Source organism: Streptomyces sp. CBMA152 (assembly GCF_014596475.1).
Taxonomy (GTDB): domain Bacteria; phylum Actinomycetota; class Actinomycetes; order Streptomycetales; family Streptomycetaceae; genus Streptomyces.
On the sequence record NZ_MECJ01000024.1, the window covers coordinates 101725 to 118826 of the forward strand.

General features: G+C 71.5%; 14 protein-coding genes. 5 read left to right on the forward strand and 9 right to left on the reverse strand.

Going from position 1 to position 17102, the window contains the following annotated elements; genetic code table 11:
* Positions 1–88: 88 nt before the first annotated feature.
* Together BG418_RS20415 and BG418_RS20420 are read right to left on the reverse strand one after the other, a co-directional pair.
* Positions 89–1222: an FAD-binding oxidoreductase gene (locus tag BG418_RS20415; protein WP_188275371.1), complete on the reverse strand. Its 1134-nt coding sequence runs from the start codon at positions 1220–1222 to the stop codon at positions 89–91.
* A gap of 79 nt (positions 1223–1301) precedes the next feature.
* Entirely contained in the window at positions 1302–3659 is a 2358-nt protein-coding gene (locus BG418_RS20420) for a collagenase (protein ID WP_188275562.1), read from the reverse strand.
* A gap of 241 nt (positions 3660–3900) precedes the next feature.
* On the opposite strand from BG418_RS20420, the gene BG418_RS20425 reads away from it, so the two are divergent.
* Positions 3901–5286, forward strand: coding sequence for an aminopeptidase P family protein (locus tag BG418_RS20425; RefSeq protein ID WP_188275372.1), 1386 nt, complete (start codon positions 3901–3903; stop codon positions 5284–5286).
* 55 nt (positions 5287–5341) lie between these two features.
* Here BG418_RS20425 and BG418_RS20430 read toward each other — a convergent pair whose 3' ends face one another.
* Positions 5342–5740, reverse strand: coding sequence for a RidA family protein (locus tag BG418_RS20430; protein ID WP_188275373.1), 399 nt, complete (start codon positions 5738–5740; stop codon positions 5342–5344).
* A gap of 31 nt (positions 5741–5771) precedes the next feature.
* Positions 5772–6881, reverse strand: coding sequence for an acyl-CoA dehydrogenase family protein (locus BG418_RS20435; RefSeq protein ID WP_188275374.1), 1110 nt, complete (start codon positions 6879–6881; stop codon positions 5772–5774).
* A 154-nt stretch (positions 6882–7035) separates the two neighbouring features.
* Between BG418_RS20435 and BG418_RS20440 the strand changes: the two genes are divergently transcribed.
* The 3 genes from BG418_RS20440 to BG418_RS20450 are packed head-to-tail and all read left to right on the forward strand — an operon-like array spanning position 7036 to position 9954.
* Complete coding sequence (locus tag BG418_RS20440) at positions 7036–8655, forward strand: AMP-binding protein (protein ID WP_188275375.1); 1620 nt, start codon at positions 7036–7038, stop codon at positions 8653–8655.
* A gap of 4 nt (positions 8656–8659) precedes the next feature.
* The gene (locus BG418_RS20445) at positions 8660–9568 is read left to right on the forward strand and encodes a PaaX family transcriptional regulator C-terminal domain-containing protein (protein ID WP_188275376.1); all 909 of its coding nucleotides are present in this window, start codon (positions 8660–8662) and stop codon (positions 9566–9568) included.
* Positions 9565–9954 carry a BlaI/MecI/CopY family transcriptional regulator gene (locus tag BG418_RS20450; protein WP_188275377.1) on the forward strand — a complete coding sequence of 130 codons (390 nt, stop codon included), beginning with the start codon at positions 9565–9567 and terminating at the stop codon, positions 9952–9954. Before BG418_RS20445 ends, BG418_RS20450 begins: the two co-directional genes overlap by 4 nt.
* Before the next feature lie 172 nt (positions 9955–10126).
* Here BG418_RS20450 and BG418_RS20455 read toward each other — a convergent pair whose 3' ends face one another.
* From BG418_RS20455 to BG418_RS20465, 3 genes are all read right to left on the reverse strand, one after another.
* Positions 10127–10582 carry a tellurite resistance TerB family protein gene (locus tag BG418_RS20455; protein ID WP_188275378.1) on the reverse strand — a complete coding sequence of 152 codons (456 nt, stop codon included), beginning with the start codon at positions 10580–10582 and terminating at the stop codon, positions 10127–10129.
* A 123-nt stretch (positions 10583–10705) separates the two neighbouring features.
* The gene (locus BG418_RS20460; protein WP_188275379.1) at positions 10706–13036 is read right to left on the reverse strand and encodes a bifunctional salicylyl-CoA 5-hydroxylase/oxidoreductase; all 2331 of its coding nucleotides are present in this window, start codon (positions 13034–13036) and stop codon (positions 10706–10708) included.
* Positions 13021–13848, reverse strand: a complete 828-nt coding sequence (locus tag BG418_RS20465) for an enoyl-CoA hydratase family protein (protein ID WP_188275380.1) — start codon at positions 13846–13848, stop codon at positions 13021–13023. The genes BG418_RS20460 and BG418_RS20465 overlap by 16 nt, the downstream gene beginning before the upstream one ends.
* 302 nt (positions 13849–14150) lie before the next feature.
* Between BG418_RS20465 and BG418_RS20470 the strand changes: the two genes are divergently transcribed.
* Positions 14151–14612, forward strand: a complete 462-nt coding sequence (locus BG418_RS20470; protein ID WP_188275381.1) for an ATP-binding protein — start codon at positions 14151–14153, stop codon at positions 14610–14612.
* Positions 14613–14615: 3 nt separating this feature from the next.
* Here the strand turns inward: BG418_RS20470 and argF are convergent, their stop codons facing one another.
* The gene (argF, locus tag BG418_RS20475) at positions 14616–15617 is read right to left on the reverse strand and encodes an ornithine carbamoyltransferase (protein WP_188275382.1); all 1002 of its coding nucleotides are present in this window, start codon (positions 15615–15617) and stop codon (positions 14616–14618) included.
* Positions 15618–15699: 82 nt separating this feature from the next.
* Complete coding sequence (locus BG418_RS20480; protein WP_188275383.1) at positions 15700–16932, reverse strand: arginine deiminase; 1233 nt, start codon at positions 16930–16932, stop codon at positions 15700–15702.
* Between the last annotated feature and the right edge of the window lie 170 nt (positions 16933–17102).

Consider the following 17102-nt stretch of genomic DNA (forward strand, 5'->3'; position numbering starts at 1 on the left):
GACATTTTACTGGCGCCTGCACGGCGGCCACAAGGGCTGTACGGGGGTCATCGGACACTGCTCCCCGTCGCGCTGCGGGCGGACAGGCTCAGCGCACCGATGCGGGCAGTCCGTCGACGTCCACGCGCGCGAAGCGGTCGGGACGGAACGGCCGCAGGTCGAGGGCGGGTCTCTGGCCCCGCAGCGCAGAGGCGATCAACAGGCCGGTACCCGGCGCGAGCCCGATGCCCGCGCCCTCGTGACCGCAGGCGTGCAGCAGCCCCGGCACCCGGGGATCCGGGCCGATCGCGGGCAGCCGGTCCGGCAGGCAGGGCCAGGAACCCCGGTACGTACGGATGGTGCGCACCCCCGCGAGGAACGGGAAGAGCGCGGCAGCCCGGCCGGATAGGCGGTGCAACCCCTCGACGGACAGGGACCGTTCGGAGCGGGTGGCGCCGATGAGGACCTGGCCCGATGCCGCCGCCTCGACCGCCGTCGCCCCCGATGCGCAGTACACCCGCTGCCGTACGACACGCGGCAGCGGTTCGGAGACCAGGACGAAGCCGCGCCGGGGGCGTACGGGCAGAGTGGTGCCGGCGAGCGCGGCGAGCTCGCCGCCCCGGACTCCGGCGGCGTTCACGACGGCCGGGGCCGACAGGTCGCCCTGCGCGGTGCGCACTCCGCGCACCCGGCCGTCCGGGCCGAGAAGGATCTCCTCGACCTCCTCGCCGAGTCTGATCTCCGCGCCGAAATGGCGTGCCGCGCGCAGGAGTTGGGCCGCCGCCTGGGTGGGGGCTACCTGGGCGTCCTGCGGGTAGTGGACGGCGCCCGCGAGGTCCGGGGCCAGATACGGCTCCAGGTCGTACATGCGGTCGCGCGTGATCTCGCGCGCGTCCACGCCCGCTTCGCGCTGGCGGGCGGCGAAGGCGCGCAGCGCCGCGAGAGCGGTCTCGTCGGGCGCCACGACGAGACCGCCCCTGCGTTCGTACGCCGTCTCCGGTGGGAGGACATGGGCGAGGTCGCGCCAGAGTCGGGTGGACAGCAGCGCGAGGTCGAGCTCGGGACCCGGCTCCTTGTCGGAGACGAGCAGATGGCCTTCCCCCGCACCCGTGGTGCCGCCCGCGACGGGAGCGCGGTCGACCACGGCGACACCGAGTCCCGAGCGACTGGCGTAGTACGCGCAGGCCGCCCCGACGACTCCGGCGCCGACGATCACGGCGTCCAGGGGGTGTCTCTTGGGCACCACAGTAATATGTCACATTCTTCTGGCGCGGCCAAGGGCCGGAGCGGTCGGTGTCGCCCCGGCCCCTGGGATCACGGCGTCAGCTGCGCAGCGGACCCTCACAGGTGTAAGTGGACGTACCGCCCTGCTTGTTGGCCCAGATGTCGACCGTCCCGAAGAAGCAGTTCATGTCGGCGAAGTTGTTCGCCGCGTCACCGGCCCGGTCGAGGATGAAGGAGTCGACGGTGTCGGACATGTCCTCGAAGACCTGGTCGGCGTCGTTGGCGTCGCCCAGGCGCGCGGTGATCCGGCCCGTACAGATGAAGCGGTGCTTGCCCGGGTCGCCGTTGTCGACGCAGTCGGGGTTGCTGTAGGTCGCCTTGGCGAACGCCGCGCGGACGTCGGACGCCTTGGAGTACCGGAGCTTGGCGTTGGGGGTGTACTTCGTGTTGGGCACGTAGAGCGTGTCCACCTTGGCTATCTGCTCGTCCAGGAACTTGTCGTACTCCTTCTGGATCCCGGCGTCGTGGCCCATCCGCTCGCGCCAGGCGTCGAAGCCCTTGGGGTCGTCGGCGCGCTCGTAGCCGTACATCTCCCGCAGCAGCGACGGGTGTTCGTTCCACAGGAACTCGAAGAACGTGCCCGCGTAGTTGTAGAAGCGGAAGCCGTCACCGTCGTACGTGGCGTGCAGCAGCTGCTCGACGCTCATGCGCGGGCCGCCGCCGGCGGTGTCGGCGATGACGCCCTTGACCAGAGACTTGCGCACGGCTATGCCGTCGTCGCGGGTGCCGCCGTCGAAGAACTCGGCGGTTCCCTCGTCCATGGCGGTGGTGCGGTCGCCGGTGAACCAGGCGCCCTGCCCGAACAGCCCGGGCACCGCCCAGCGGCCGTTGAGGTAGTGCGTGTACTCGTGCCGGAAGAGCTCTTCGAGGGTGAGCGAGGAGTCCTGCGGGACCCGGCGCTGATAGGTGTAGAAGGTGGCGCCGTCCTCGATGTACATACCGCCGTTGGCGGTCGAGAAGCCGGTGAGGAACGGCTGGTAGACCTCGTAGTCGGCGCGCGAGGCGTACAGGTGGATGTGGAGCGTGCTGTTGGTGTCGCCCGCGAGCGGCTTGTCGGTGCCCAGCACCCGGAAGAACTGCGTCTTGACCTGCTTGCTCGCGTAGTAGAGCTGGTCGACGGTGGCCTGGTCGAGGGCGGTGCGGACCTGGATGGCGCCGTTGTCGTAGGAGTACGTGTGGGTGAAGAGCTGCTTCTCGATCTGGTCCTTGCACACGTTGAACGTGGCGCAGTCGCCGTAGAAGTTGAGCCAGGTGGCGAGCGACATCCAGGGCGCGCTCATCTTGCCGAAGCTCTTCTCGGTGGCCGGCAGCAGCGCGCCGAGGTCTGCGGCGATCTGGCTCTTGAGCGAGTCGATCTGGCCGAAGCGGCCGTACTCCGACAGGGCGTCGCGCGGCGCCCACTCGTTGGCCGTGCCCTTGAGGTGGGTGTAGCCGGAGAAGACGCGGAAGGCGGCGCGGTAGGTGGGGTCGGCGGCCACGGCGGTCCGGAACGCGGTGTCGTTGTTGCCCGGGTAGATGCCCAGGTAGTTGACCGAGAGCGCGGCGAGCACGGGACCGGACCAGTCCGCGTTGGTGGCGGTGGGGGCTCCGGGCGCCATCGTCGCCAGGACCTTCTGGATCAGCGGCAGTTGGTGCTGGCGCAGCCCCGGGGCGCTCGCGGCGTACAGCGCCTCGCGCAGGGTCTGGGCGTTCGTCGCGGTGACGTCGAAGGTGTGCGCGGCGGAGCCGAGGGCGGCGACGGCCTGGCGCATCGCCTCGACCGTGGGCGCGTCGGTGACGTCGATCTCGTCGTGCCCGTAGTCCTGGTACGCGACCGCGTGGAGATAGGTGAACAGCTCAAGGAGATGGCTGCTGTTCTTGCCGTCGTGGGTGGCGGCGAGGCTCGCGGCGCGGTTGGCGACGGCCTGGACGTGGGCCCGCGACATGACCGGCGCCAGGCGCGCGTCCCAGGTCCAGACGAGCCCGCGCAGACAGCCGTCGGCGGTGACGGCCGGGTCGGTGAGGAAGTCGGCGAGGCCCTGCGGGGACAGACCGGTGATGCCGTCGAGGGTGCAGGCGACTCCGGCCGCGCGCAGGGGGGTCCGGGTCGGGGCGGCCGCCTTGGTCTGCGGGCCCGCGACGCGGCCGTCCTTGAGGCCGCCCGGGGCGGGCAGCGGCTTGGCCGTCTGCTTAGGTGCCTTGCCGAGGTGCTGCACCTCGTCGAAGGGGTTGGCGCCCTGGTTCGTGGAGGGAGCGGTGCGCCCGGCGAACGCGGCGGGGAGCGCCTGCGAGGCGTCCGCCTTGGCGGGGTTGGGCTGCGCGTGGGCGCTCGGCGCGAACTGTCCGGCGGTGACGAGCAGGGTCGCCACGACGGCGGCGGAGAGCAGGGGCTTGCGCACGGATCTGAGCTGGGACAGCTGGGACACCGAAGTCTCCTGTGTGGGAGGTGGAGTGGGGGTGGTGCTGCGGTGCGGGGAATGCGGCGCTGCGGCTCGCAGCGATGGTGCGGTCAGGCCGTGCCGCGTGAAATTCCAGAGCTCATACGGCACTTGGGGGACTGACGAGCCGTAACGTGAGCTGTAACATAGTAATGTGAAATTGCACTGACAACCCCTGTGCACCACTCCTTTCCCCGCCCGTTACTCCAGGGAGCCGCTGATGACCGCGACACCGGCCCGCCCGAACACCCCTACCGGCCTGCACACCGGCAGCCATGACCTGCCCGTTTCCCCGGAGTTGGCCGCCTTCATGGCCGCCGACTGGGCACCTTCGCCGCTGCCCGCCGACACGCGCGTGGCGGGGTTCGCCGTCACCCCGGCCCGCCGTGCGCGACTGTCGGCCCGCTTCCCCGGGGAGCGGCTGATCGTTCCCGCGGGCGAGTTGAAGGTCCGCTCCAACGACTGCGACCACCGCTTCCGGCCGCACAGCGCGTACGCCTGGCTGACCGGCCTGACCGGCGAGGACCAGGTGGGCCACGTCCTGGTCCTGGAGCCGTCCGGGCCGCACGGCCATGAGGCGGTGCTGTATCTGCGCCCGCGCTCGCCGCGCGACGGCGTCAGCGACGAGTTCTACCGCGACCGGCGCTACGGCGAGTTCTGGGTCGGCCGCCGCCCCGACCTCGCCGAGACCGAACGCCTCACCGGACTGCGCTGCGCCCACCTCGAGGACCTCGGCCCCGCCGGCCGCAACGCCGCCACCGACCCCGAACTCGCGACCGCGCTCTCCGAGTTGCGCCTGGTCAAGGACGTATGGGAGGTCGAGCAGCTGCAACTCGCGGTCGACTACACCACCGACGGGTTCGAGGACGTGGTCCGCGCGCTGCCGAAGGCCTTCGCCCACGCGCGCGGTGAGCGCTGGCTGGAGGGCGTCTTCGGGCTACGCGCGCGTGCCGAGGGCAACGGCACGGGATACGACACGATCGTCGCGTCCGGCGCCCACGCGTGCGTGCTGCACTGGATCCGCAACGACGGGCCGCTGGACCCGTCCCGGCTGCTGCTGCTCGACGCGGGCGTGGAGACGGACACCCTCTACACCGCCGACATCACCCGCACCCTCCCCCTCTCCGGCCGCTTCTCCCCCGTACAGCGCCAGGTGTACGAACTCGTGCTCGCCGCCCAGGAGGCAGGCATGGCGGCGCTGCGGCCCGGCGCGAGCTTCCGCGACTTCCACCGCGCGGGGATGCGGGTCATCGCGGAGGGGCTGACCGAGTGGGGCGTCCTCAAGAGCCCGGACGGCGATCTGCACCGGCGCTATACCCTGTGCAGCAGCGGCCATATGCTCGGCCTCGACGTCCACGACTGCGCCAAGGCGCGTACGGAGACGTATCTGGACGGCGTCCTGGAGGAGGGCCAGGTGCTCACCGTCGAGCCGGGCCTCTACCTCCAGCCCGACGACGAGACACTCCCCGCCGAACTGCGCGGTATGGGTGTCCGCATCGAGGACGACCTGGTCATCACGGCGGACGGCGCCCGCCTGATGTCGGGCGCGCTGCCGCGCACGGTGGCGGGGATCGAGGAGTGGATGGGGACGTTGCTGGAGGGGTGACGGGGTGGGCGTGAGGCTGGAGTTGCGTGTGGGTCGGGGTGTGAACCCACACCCTTCACTCCAGCATCGCGAACCCGTCCAGCTCCACCATCGCCTGCTCGTCCCAGAGCCGTACGACCCCGATCACGGCCATCGCCGGATAGTCGCGCCCGGCCAACCGGCGCCAGATGCGGCCGAGTTCATGGGCCTGGGCGCGGTACTCGGCGACATCCGTGGCGTACACGGTGACCCGGGCCAGGTCGGCGGGGGTGCCGCCGGCGGCGGCCAGGGCTGCCAGGAGGTTGGTGAGCGCGGTCCGGAACTGCTCGGGCAGCGTCTCGCCGACCACCTTGCCGTCCGCGTCGAGCGCTGTCTGCCCGGCCAGGAAGACCAGTCGGCTTCCGGTCGCGGTGACGGCATGGCTGAAGCCGGTGGGCGGGGAGAGTTCGGCGGGGTTCACCCGGTGCAGGCTCATCGGTACGGCTCCTTGTCCACCCGGTGACGGCTCATCGGTACAGCTCCTTCGCGATGATCGTGCGCTGCACCTCGGTCGCGCCCTCGTAGATGCGCGGCGCGCGCACCTCCCGGTAGAGGTGTTCGAGCAGATGGCCGCGTTGCAGCGCCCGCGCGCCGTGCAACTGGACGGCCGCGTCGACGACGTACTGCGCGGTCTCCGTGGCGAACAGCTTCGCCATCGCCGCGTACTTGGGGACCTCCGCCGCGCCCCGGTCGTACGCGGCCGCCGCCCCGTACACCAGCATCCGCGCGGCCTCCGTGCGCGTCGCCATCTCGGCGACCTGGTGCGCGACCGCCTGAAGGTCTTTGAGCGGACCGCCGAACGCGGTGCGGCGCGCGGTGTGCGCGACGGTCGCGTCCAGCGCGGCCTGCGCCATGCCGACCGCGAACGCGCCGACGCTCGGCCGGAACAGGTTCAGCGTGCCCATCGCGACCCTGAATCCCCGGTCCGGCTCGCCGAGGACGTCGTCCGCGCCGACCGGCACCCCGTCGAAGGTGAGCGCCCCGATCGGATGCGGCGAGAGCATGTCGAGGGCGGCGCCGTCGAGCCCGGGCCGGTCAGCGGGGACCAGGAAGGCGGTGACGCCGCGCGCCCCGGCCCCGTCCGTCGTCCGGGCGAACACGGTGCAGAAATCCGCCTCGGGCGCGTTGGAGATCCAGCGTTTCTCGCCGCTCAGGCGCCAACCGGCGCCGTCCGGCTCGGCCTTGAGGGCGAGGGCCGCCGCGTCCGAGCCCGCGTCCGACTCGCTCAGCGCGAAGGCGGCGACGGCCCGGCCACTGGTGACCTCGGGCAGCCAGCGCTCGCGCTGCGCCTGGCTGCCGTGCGCGGCCACGGGGTGGGCGCCGAGGCCCTGGAGGGCGAGCGCGGTCTCGGCCTCCGTGCACGCGTACGCCAGTGACTCGCGCATCAGACACAGGCCGAGCGCGCCGGAGGTGAACAGCCGCTCCAGCAGACCCAGCTCGCCGAGGGCGGCGACGAGTGGCCGGTTCACGCGCCCCGGGTCACCCTTGTCGGCGAGGGGGCGGAGCCGCTCCTCGGCCGTGGTGCGCAGCCGTGCGCACCACTCCAGCTGTTCGGGCTCCAGCGCGAATACGGGCATGGCGGCCCCTCTCGTCTCGCGTCCAGTCTCGCTGTCGTCCCGCCGTCTGCCCCGCTCTTACCGCGAGTGTTCCCACTGCTCGACTCTTATCGCGAACCGTTGACTGTCGTCATCCAAACGATACGCTCCAGATGCGACAAGGGGGCGATCCCGTATGGAGCTGAAGACCTCAGCGCATGCCGACACGTTTTCCCGCGACCATCTGCCGCCCGCCGATCAGTGGCCGGAACTGGTCTTCGACCTCCCCGAGCTGCGCTATCCCGAGCGGCTCAACTGCGGCGCCGAGCTCCTGGACCGCACGATCGAGCGCTTCGGCGCGGACCGGCCCGTCTTCCGCACCGCCGAGGGCGGTCTGTGGACGTACGGGGAGCTGCGCGGCCGGGTCGACCGGATCGCCCACACCCTCACCGCCGCCCTCGGCGTGGTCCCCGGCAACCGGGTGCTGCTGCGCGGGCCCACCACGCCGTGGCTGGCCGCCTGCTGGCTCGCGGTGATGAAGACGGGTGCGGTGGCCGTGACCGTACTGGCCCAGCAGCGGGCGCACGAGCTGGCCACCATCTGCGAGATCGCCCGGATCGAGCACGCCCTGTGCGACGCACGCTCGCTCGCGGAGCTGGAGCGGGCTGCCGTGCCGGGCCTTCACGTCACCCCCTACGGGGGTGACAGTGCCGACGACCTCCTGCGGCTCGCCGACGCGCGCGGAGCCGACGTCCCGTACACAGCAGTGACGACGGCGGCCGACGACGTCGCCCTGATCGCTTTCACCTCGGGCACCACCGGCCGCCCCAAAGGGTGCATGCACTTCCACCGGGACGTGCTGGCCATCGCGGACACGTTCGCCCGCCATGTGCTGCGGCCGGAGCCCGACGACGTCTTCGCGGGCAGCCCGCCGCTCGGCTTCACCTTCGGCCTCGGCGGTCTCGTCGTCTTCCCGATGCGGGCGGGCGCCTCGTCTCTGCTGCTCGAGCAGGCCGGGCCCAAGCAGCTGTTGCCCGCGCTCGCCCGCCACCGGGTCTCCGTCCTGTTCACCGCGCCGACCGCCTACCGGGCGATGCTGGACGAGCTCGACGGATACGACGTGGGGGCGCTGCGGCGCTGTGTGTCGGCCGGCGAGAACCTGCCCGCCGCGACCTGGCGCGCCTGGCGGGAGCGGACCGGGCTGCGCATCATCAACGGCATCGGCGCCACCGAACTGCTGCACATCTTCATCTCGGCGGCCGACGACGACATCAGACCCGGCGCCACCGGAAAGCCCGTACCGGGGTGGCACGCGCGCGTAGTGGACGCCAAAGGTCAACCTGTCGTTGACGGCGAGCCGGGCCTGCTCGCCGTGCGCGGCCCGGTCGGCTGCCGCTATCTGGCCGATGACCGCCAGTCGGAGTACGTCAAAGGAGGCTGGAACCTCACCGGCGACACCTATGTACGCGAGCCCGACGGCTACTTCCGCTATGTGGCCCGCGCCGACGACATGATCATCTCGGCGGGCTACAACATCGCGGGCCCCGAGGTCGAGGACGCCCTGCTGCGCCACCCGGACGTGGTCGAGACCGCCGTGATCGGCCGCCCCGACGAGGCACGCGGGCAGGTGGTCGTCGCCTACTGCGTGCTGCGCGAGGGCGTCGTGGCGGGCGAGGCCACGGCCGGGCTGCTGCGCGACCATGTGAAGGCCGAACTCGCCCCGTACAAATGCCCGCGCGAGGTGGTGTTCCTGGACGCGCTCCCCCGGACACCGACCGGCAAGCTGCAGCGCTTCCGGCTGCGGGCCCTAGAGTGATCACGTGGCCGAGCAGCACACCCCCCGATCCCTGATCGTCACCCTCTACGGCGCGTACGGACGCGAGAAGGAGGGCTCCCTCGCGGTCGCCGAGCTGATCCGACTGCTCGCCGCCGTCGGCGTCGACGCGCCGTCCGTGCGCTCCTCGGTGTCCCGGCTCAAACGGCGCGGACTCCTCGTGCCCGAGCGGACCACGGCGGGCGCCGCCGGGTACGCGCTCTCCGCCGACGCGCGCCAGCTGCTCGACGACGGCGACCGCCGGATCTATCCGCACCCGCGGCCACGCGCGCGTGAGGGCTGGGTGCTGGCCGTCTTCTCGGTGCCCGAGTCCGAGCGCAACAAGCGCCATGTGCTGCGCTCCCGCCTCGCGGGGCTCGGCTTCGGCACGGCCGCGCCGGGCGTGTGGATCGCCCCCGCGCACCTGTACGAGGAGACCCGGCACACTCTGGAACGGCTCCAACTCGCCCTGTACGTCGATCTGTTCCGGGGCGAGCACCTGGGCTTCGCACCGACGGCCGAGGCGGTCGGCCGCTGGTGGGACCTGGCGGCGATCGCCAAACAGCACGAGGAGTTCCTGGGCCTGCACGAGCCGGTGCTGCGGGGCTGGGAGACGCGCGCGCACTCCGCGCCCTCGGCCGAGGTCCCGCCCGAAGAGGCCTACCGGGACTATCTGCTGGCCCTGGACTCCTGGCGCCGCCTGCCGTACGCGGACCCTGGCCTGCCCACCGCACTGCTGCCCCCCAACTGGCCGGGCGAACGCTCGGCGGAGGTCTTCCGCCGCCTGCACGCCCGCCTGCGGGACGCGGGCGCGGCGTTCGTGCAGGGACCTTCCTCCACTGAGCGGGGCCCTGCTGCCACCGCGCCGGAACCCGACTCCACCGTGCAGGGACCTTCCGCCACGGAGACGGCGTGACGGATCAGGGCGGGCGCGCCCGCAGGCGGGGACAGGGCGAATTGGAAGCCCAAGTCCTTGCCGCCCTGCGGCGGGCGGCCGAGCCGGTGACCGCCGGATGGGTGCGCGAACGCATAGGCGGACCGCTCGCGTACACGACCGTCGTGACGATCCTGTCGCGGCTGCACGCCAAGCAGTCGGTGACCCGGGAGCGCTCGGGCCGCTCGTTCGTCTGGGCCCCGGCGGCCGACGAGGCCGGGCTCGCGGCGCTGCGGATGCGGCGGGTGCTGGACGGCGAGCCGGACCGGGGCGCGGTGCTCGCCAGCTTCCTCACCACGCTCTCGCCGGACGACGAGCGGCTGTTGCGCACGCTGCTGTGGGCGGCAGGTCAGGGGGCCGGGGCCTAACGGGGTCGCGGTTCGCGAGCGGGCGCGACCGCCACGCTCGCCGTCGTGCTGCGGGTCACGACGACGCTGCGACGGTCCGCCCCCTTACGGACAGCCCGGCTTCACGGGCAGGCCGCTGTCACGCGCGCGGCCCGGCTGCCCCGAAGAGGCGCCCTGACAGGAAAGGGCGTCCCTAGAGGTCGAACTCGGCAGGCGGCAGGTCCAGCGCGTAGCAGGCCTCGCGGACCACGGCCTGCTCGGTCTTGTCGAAGTCGCCGTCGGCGCCGCCGATGACGATGCCTATCTGGATCACCGCGCGCGCCTCGGCGGGCTTCTTCTTCGCCTTGGCGACCTCCTGGAGCACGCTGACCTTGCCGAAGTCGAAGTCGGCGGTGAGCTTGTTCAGGTAGTCGTCGAAGCGGCGCTGAAGGTCGTCGGCCGGGAAGTTCTGCAACACCTCGTTGGTGGCGATGAGCTGGGCCACCCGGCGCCGCTCGGAGGGGTCGACGGTGCCGTCGGCAGCCGCGACGAGGGCGCACATCGCCATGCTGGCGTCCCGGAACGCCCCGCTCTTCAGGTCGTTCTTCTTGGCCACGAGCTGCGTCTGCATCGTCGACGCGGACTCCTTGAAGCGGTCCCACAGGGCCATCGGTTCTCCATCTGCTTTCGCTGGTCACTTCTACAACGCTGTAGAAACTCATGGCGCGGCCGAATGGTTCCCAGGTGTGTCGCTCGGCTCGTGACGTGGCGATCTGGCTCGTGGCGTGGCGCGTCAGTTCAAGGTGAGCCTCGGCCGGGGCGCGTCGGTACGCCCCGTCGGCGGCTTGCGGCTGCCCGCGCGGTACGGCTGCGGCCAGGGCGCGCCGGGGCCGGTGTAGCCCTGCTCGGCCGCCGCGTGCAGGGTCCAGTTGGGGTCGTAGAGATGGGGGCGGGCCAGGGCACAGAGGTCGGCGCGGCCCGCGAGCAGCAGGGAGTTCACGTCGTCCCAGGAGGAGATCGCCCCGACCGCGATGACGGGGATGCCCAGCGTGTTGCGGATCCGGTCGGCGTACGGCGTCTGGTACGAGCGGCCGAACTCGGGGCGCTCGTCCGCGACGACCTGCCCGGTGGAGACGTCGATCGCGTCGGCGCCGTGCGCGGCGAACGCGCGGGCGATCTCGACGGCCTCCTCGGCGGTGGTGCCGCCCACCGCCCAGTCGGCGGCGGAGATCCGCACCGTCATGGGCTTGTCGTCGGGCCAGATGCCCCGCAGCGAGTCGAACACCTCCAGCGGAAAACGCAGTCGGCCCGCGAGGGAACCCCCGTAGATGTCCGTGCGTTGGTTGGTGAGAGGGGAGAGAAACCCCGAGAGCAGATAGCCGTGGGCGCAGTGCAGTTCCAGCAGGTCGAAGTCGCAGCGGGCGGCCCGCCAGGCCGCCGCGGCGAACTGCTCGCGGATGTCGGTCAGCCCCGCGCGATCGAGCGCGTGCGGGACCTGGTTGACACCCGGCTGGTAGGGGATCGGTGAGGCGGCGACAACGGACCAGTTGCCGTCGTCCAGCGGCTCGTCGATGCCCTCCCACATGAGCTTGGTCGAGCCCTTGCGCCCGGAGTGACCGAGCTGGACACCGATAGCCGTCCCCGGGGCTTGTCGGTGGACGAAGTCGGTGACCCGGCGCCAGGCCTTGGCCTGCTCGGGGGTGTAGAGGCCGGTGCAGCCCGGAGTGATCCGGCCCTGCGCGCTCACGCACACCATCTCGGTCATCACCAGACCCGCACCGCCCAGGGCCCGGGCGCCGAGGTGGACGAGATGGAAGTCGCCGGGGACGCCGTCCACGGCCGAGTACATGTCCATGGGAGAGACGACGACACGGTTGCGCAGCTCAAGTCCGCGCAGCCGGAAGGGGGTGAACATCGGAGGCGTGTCGGGCGGGCAGTCGAAGGCGCGCTCCACCGTGCCGGTGAACGCGGGATCGCGCAGGCGCAGATTGTCGTGGGTGACCCGGCGGCTGCGGGTGAGCAGGTTGAACGCGAACTGCCGGGGCGGCTGGTCGAGGTAGAGCCCGAGCTCCTCGAACCAGCGCAGGCTGGCCACGGCCGCGCGCTGGGTCGACTCGACGACGGGCTTGCGCTCGTTCTCGTACGCGGCGAGGGCGGCCGTCAACGTGGGCTGCTCCTCGACGCGGGCGGCCAGCGCCAGGGCGTCCTCGACGGCGAGCTTGGTGCCGGAGCCGATGGAGAAGTGCGCGGTGTGGGCGGCGTCGCCGAGCAGGACCGTGTTCGCGTGCGACCAGTGCTCGTTGACGACCGTACGGAACACGGTCCAGGCGGATTTGTTGCCGCGCAGGGACCGGCCGTCCAGGGCGTCCGCGAAGATCTTGGCGCAGCGGTCGGCCGACGCCTGCTCGTCGAGCTCGGCGAACCCGGCGGCCCGCCACACCTCTTCGCGCATCTCGACGATGACGGTGGAGGAGTCGGCGCTGAACGGGTAGCCGTGCAGTTGCATCACGCCGTGCTCGGTCTCGGCGATCTCGAAGCGGAAGGAGTCGAAGGCGAAGTCGGCGGCGAGCCAGATATAGCGGCAGCGGTGGCCGGTGACGCGCGGAGCGAAGTGCGCGGCGTGCGCCTCGCGGGTCGGGCTGTGCACTCCGTCGGCGGCGATCACCAGGTCGTACGCGGCGGCGAGTTCGGCGGCGGGCGGGGCCTCGGTCCGGAACCGGAGCTCCACGCCGAGCGTGCGGCAGCGCTGGTGCAGGATCTCCAGGAGCCTGCGCCGGCCGAGTGCGGCGAAGCCGTGTCCGCCGGAGGTGAGCGTGCGGCCCCGGTGGACGATGTCGATGTCGTCCCACCGTACGAACTCGGCGCGCAGTGCCTCGTACACCACGGGGTCGGCGTGTTCGATCCCGCCGAGGGTCTCGTCGGAGAGGACGACACCGAAGCCGAAGGTGTCGTGCGGGGCGTTGCGTTCCCAGAGGGTGATCTCTCGGTCGGGGCCGAGCCGTTTGAGCAGGGCCGCGCCGTAGAGCCCGCCGGGGCCGCCGCCGACGACGGCGACCCGCAGCGCTCGCGCGGCGGGGTCGGGGCCGTCGCCCGGGCGGCCCGGCACGGTCAGCGCCCCTGCCATTTCGGGGGCCGCTTCTCGCTGAACGCGGCGTGGAACTCGGCGTAGTCCTGGCCGTTCATCAGCAGGGCCTGGGTGGCGGCGTCGAGTTCGACGGCGGCCGCGAGCGGCATGTCGAGCTCGGCCGTGAGCAGGGCCTTGGTCTGCGCGTACGCGAGGGCGGGGCCGGCGGCGAGGTGCCGGGCGAGCTCGCCGGCGCGCGCGTCGGCCTGCCCTTCGTCGGTCAACTCGCTGATCAGGCCGATCCGTTCGGCCTCGGGGGCGCGAACCGGTTCGCCGAGCATCAGCAGCCGGGTGGCGTGTCCGAGCCCGACGACGCGCGGCAGCAGATAGGCGGCGCCCATGTCGCCGCCGGAGAGGCCGACCTTGGTGAACAGGAAGGAGAACCGGGCGGAGGGGTCGGCGATACGGAAGTCGGCGGCGAGCGCCAGGACCGCGCCCGCTCCGGCTGCCACGCCGTGGACAGCGGCGATCACCGGGAAGGGGCATTCGCGTACGGCCCGGACGACCTGTCCGGTCATCCGGTTGAAGTCGAGCAGTTGGGAGGTGTCCATCGACAGGGTCGCGCCGATGATCTCGTCGACATCGCCCCCGGAGCAGAAGCCGCGCCCTTCACCGGCCAGCACCAGGGCCCGCACGGACCGCTCCCGGGCGAGTTCGGCGAGCAGATCGCGCAGATCCGCATACGCCCCGAAGGTGAGCGCGTTCAGCTTCTCGGGCCGGGCGAGGGTGACGGTCGCGACCCCGTCCGCCACGGTCAGCCGCAGATGGCGCCAGTGTTCGGTGCGGGACGCGGAGCTGGGAAACGGGCTCATGGAGTGCGGCCTCCTCAGCAAGCCGACAGATGCCTGCCCCTCGAAGGTATCACCGATACGTGACTGTCGTCATGAGTACGCGATATGAGGGGTAGAGCTCCAGTGCTGCTCCGGAGAGGGGCGAACGGCCCTTCCCGGTGTGGCGCACGTCCCTTTTCTGCCTGCCGGGGGCCTCTACTCGCCCGCGCACCGCACTTCGTAAAGTTGAAGGAAGCACCAGAGCCCGGGCCGTCCCCCTACGTCCGGGAATCACCCCATCCGGTCCGAGACGACCCCACGCGACCCGAACGGAAACCTCCGCCTTGCCCGAGCCCTCCGGCCCCGCCCGCGAACCGGCCGGCGCCCCGACCTCCTGGCGTATCGCGCTCCCCCACACCAACTCCGCCGTGCCGATCGCGCGCGCCCTGATCCGTACCGCGCTCGCGGACATCGAGGCCTCGGCCGACAGCGACACCGCCGAGCTGCTCACGGCCGAGCTGGTCGCCAACGCCGTCGAGCACACCGCCGGTGACCAGCCCATCGAGCTGGTCGTGGAGCTGCTGGCGTCGGGGTGCCAGGTCGAGGTGCACGACCGCTCGCCGCTGCCGCCGGGCGATCTCTCCGCCCCGGGCCCGGACGACGAGCCCGACCCCTGGCAGGAACACGGCCGGGGCCTTCTGCTGATCCGCACCCTGAGCTCGGCGTGCGGTCACCGCCCCACCGCGCACGGCAAGGCGGTCTGGTTCACCCTGCCGACGCGCCCGCCACTGCCGCCGCGCCGCTGAGGGTCAGGCGGCGAGGGTCGCGACCATCACGGCCTTGATGGTGTGCAGCCGGTTCTCGGCCTCGTCGAAGACGACCGAGTGCGCCGACTCGAAGACCTCGTCGGTGACTTCGAGCTCGGCGAGCCCGTACTGCTCATGGATCTCCTGGGCGAACGCCGTACCCAGGTCGTGGAAGGCGGGCAGGCAGTGCAGGAACTTGACGTCCGGGTTGCCGGTGGCCCGCAGGACGTCCATGGTCACCGCGTAGGGCGCGAGCGCCTTGATGCGCTCGGCCCAGATCTCCTTGGGCTCGCCCATCGACACCCACACATCGGTGGCGACGAAGTCCGCACCCGCCACACCCCGCGCGATGTCCTCGGTGATCGTCAGGCGCGCGCCGCTCTGCCCGGCGAGCTGGTCCGCGAGCGCGACCACGTCGTCGGACGGCCAGTACGCCCGGGGCGCCACGATGCGTACGTCCATACCGAGCAGGGCGCCGGTGACCAGATAGGAGTTGCCCATGTTGTACCGGGCATCACCCAGATAGGCGAAAGACATCCGCTCAAGGGGCTTGTCGGTGTGCTCGGTCATGGTGAGGACGTCGGCGAGCATCTGGGTGGGGTGCCAGGCGTCGGTGAGCCCGTTGTAGACCGGCACACCCGCGTGCGCGGCGAGCGTTTCGGCCGTCTTCTGGGCGTCCCCGCGGAACTGGATCGCATCAAACATCCGCCCGAGCACGCGCGCGGTGTCCCGCGCCGACTCCTTCTTGCCGATGTGCGAACCCGCCGGGTCGATATACGTCGTGGAAGCGCCCTGGTCGGCGGCCGCCACCTCGAAGGAGCACCTGGTCCGGGTCGACGGCTTCTCGAAGATCAGCGCGATGTTCCGCCCACGCAGCCGCTGGACCTCGGTCCCCGCCTTCTTGGCGGCCTTGAGCTCGGCGGCCAGCTCCACCAGAGCGCGGAACTCCTCGGCGGTGAAGTCCAGCTCCTTGAGGAAGTGGCGGCCTGCGAGGTCTGTCGCCATGGTGACTGCTCCTGGATGACGGATACGGGGAGGCTGGAAGTATATACGATTGAACGCATCGCTATACGGCCATCGGTGCGGCTTACACGGCGTCGCGCTCCACCGGACAGCTCATACAGCGCGGTCCGCCCCGCCCCCGCCCGAGCTCGCTGCCGGGAATCTCGATCACCTCGATGCCCTGCTTGCGCAGATGCGTGTTGGTGGTGACATTGCGCTCGTACGCCACGACCACGCCGGGCTCGACGGCCAGCACATTGCAGCCGTCGTCCCACTGCTCACGCTCCGCCGAATGCACGTCCTGCGTGGCCATCAGCACCCGGATCCCGTCCAGACCCAGCGCGGCCGCGATGGCGCGGTGCATATGCTCCGGCGGGTGGTCGGTCACCTTGAGCTCCTGCTCACCGGCGCCCGGCTCGATCGTGTACGAGCGGAGCATGCCGAGCCCGGCGTACTGGGTGAAGGTTTCTCCGTCGACCATCGTCATCACCGTATCGAGGTGCATGAACGCCCGGCGCTTGGGCATGTCGAGCGCCACGATGCACTGCGCGGAACCGGCCGCGAACAGCCCGCGCGCCAGCATCTCCACGGCCTGCGGCGTGGTCCGCTCGCTCATCCCGATGAGCACCGCGCCATTGCCGATCACCAGCACGTCACCGCCCTCGATGGTCGACGGATAGTCGCTCTGCCCCTTCGACCAGGTGTGGAACGAACCCGCCTCCGGGCCCGTGAAGAGCGGGTGGTGGCGGTAGATCGCCTCGAAGTGCACGGTCTCGCGCTGCCGCGCGGGCCAGCGCATCGCGTTGATGGAGACACCGTCGTAGATCCAGGCCGAGGTGTCCCGGGTGAAGAGGTGGTTGGGCAGCGGGCCGAGCAGGAAGTCGTCCAGCTCCAGCGCGTGGAAACGGACCGAGACGGGCTCGGCGTGCCGCTCCAGGAACTCACGCTTGGTCATCCCGCCCACCAGCGCCTCGGCGAGATCGGCGGCGGACAGATCGTCGAAGGACGCCCGCAGATGCCCGGTCGCCAGCGGGCCGTACTCCTTCTCGTCGAAGACCCGGTCCAGTACGAGCCGTCTCGCCTGCGGGATCGCCAGCGACTCGCGCAGCAGATCGCCGAAGAGATGCACCTGGACCCCGCGGTCGCGCAGCACGTCCGCGAAGCCGTCGTGCTCCTGGCGCGCCCGGCGCACCCAGAGCACATCGTCGAAGAGGAGAGCGTCCTTGTTGCTCGGAGTGAGCCGCTTCAGCTCCAGATCCGGCCGGTGCAGTATGACGCGGCGCAGCCGCCCGGTCTCGGAGTCGACATGGAATCCCATGCCCCCATCCTGTCCCGCCGAAAGCCCCCGCACCCGACGAACGGGCACGCCGGGCGGGGCGGAAGGCCGGACGCGGCCAAGCCGTGAGCGCGGCGGGGCCGGGCAGGCCGCGCCCGGAAGGCGCGGCCACCCGGCCGAGGGCGGAGCCGCACCGCTCCGCCTCCAGCCGT

Excerpts from the sequence above, each read along its gene's own strand:
- BG418_RS20425 (WP_188275372.1), top strand. The coding sequence starts at position 3,901 with ATGACCGCGACACCGGCCCGCCCGAACACCCCTACCGGCCTGCACACC.
- BG418_RS20430 (WP_188275373.1), bottom strand. The coding sequence starts at position 5,740 with ATGAGCCTGCACCGGGTGAACCCCGCCGAACTCTCCCCGCCCACCGGC.
- BG418_RS20435 (WP_188275374.1), bottom strand. The coding sequence starts at position 6,881 with ATGCCCGTATTCGCGCTGGAGCCCGAACAGCTGGAGTGGTGCGCACGG.
- BG418_RS20440 (WP_188275375.1), top strand. The coding sequence starts at position 7,036 with ATGGAGCTGAAGACCTCAGCGCATGCCGACACGTTTTCCCGCGACCAT.
- BG418_RS20455 (WP_188275378.1), bottom strand. The coding sequence starts at position 10,582 with ATGGCCCTGTGGGACCGCTTCAAGGAGTCCGCGTCGACGATGCAGACG.
- BG418_RS20460 (WP_188275379.1), bottom strand. The coding sequence starts at position 13,036 with ATGGCAGGGGCGCTGACCGTGCCGGGCCGCCCGGGCGACGGCCCCGAC.
- BG418_RS20465 (WP_188275380.1), bottom strand. The coding sequence starts at position 13,848 with ATGAGCCCGTTTCCCAGCTCCGCGTCCCGCACCGAACACTGGCGCCAT.
- argF (WP_188275382.1), bottom strand. The coding sequence starts at position 15,617 with ATGGCGACAGACCTCGCAGGCCGCCACTTCCTCAAGGAGCTGGACTTC.
- BG418_RS20480 (WP_188275383.1), bottom strand. The coding sequence starts at position 16,932 with ATGGGATTCCATGTCGACTCCGAGACCGGGCGGCTGCGCCGCGTCATA.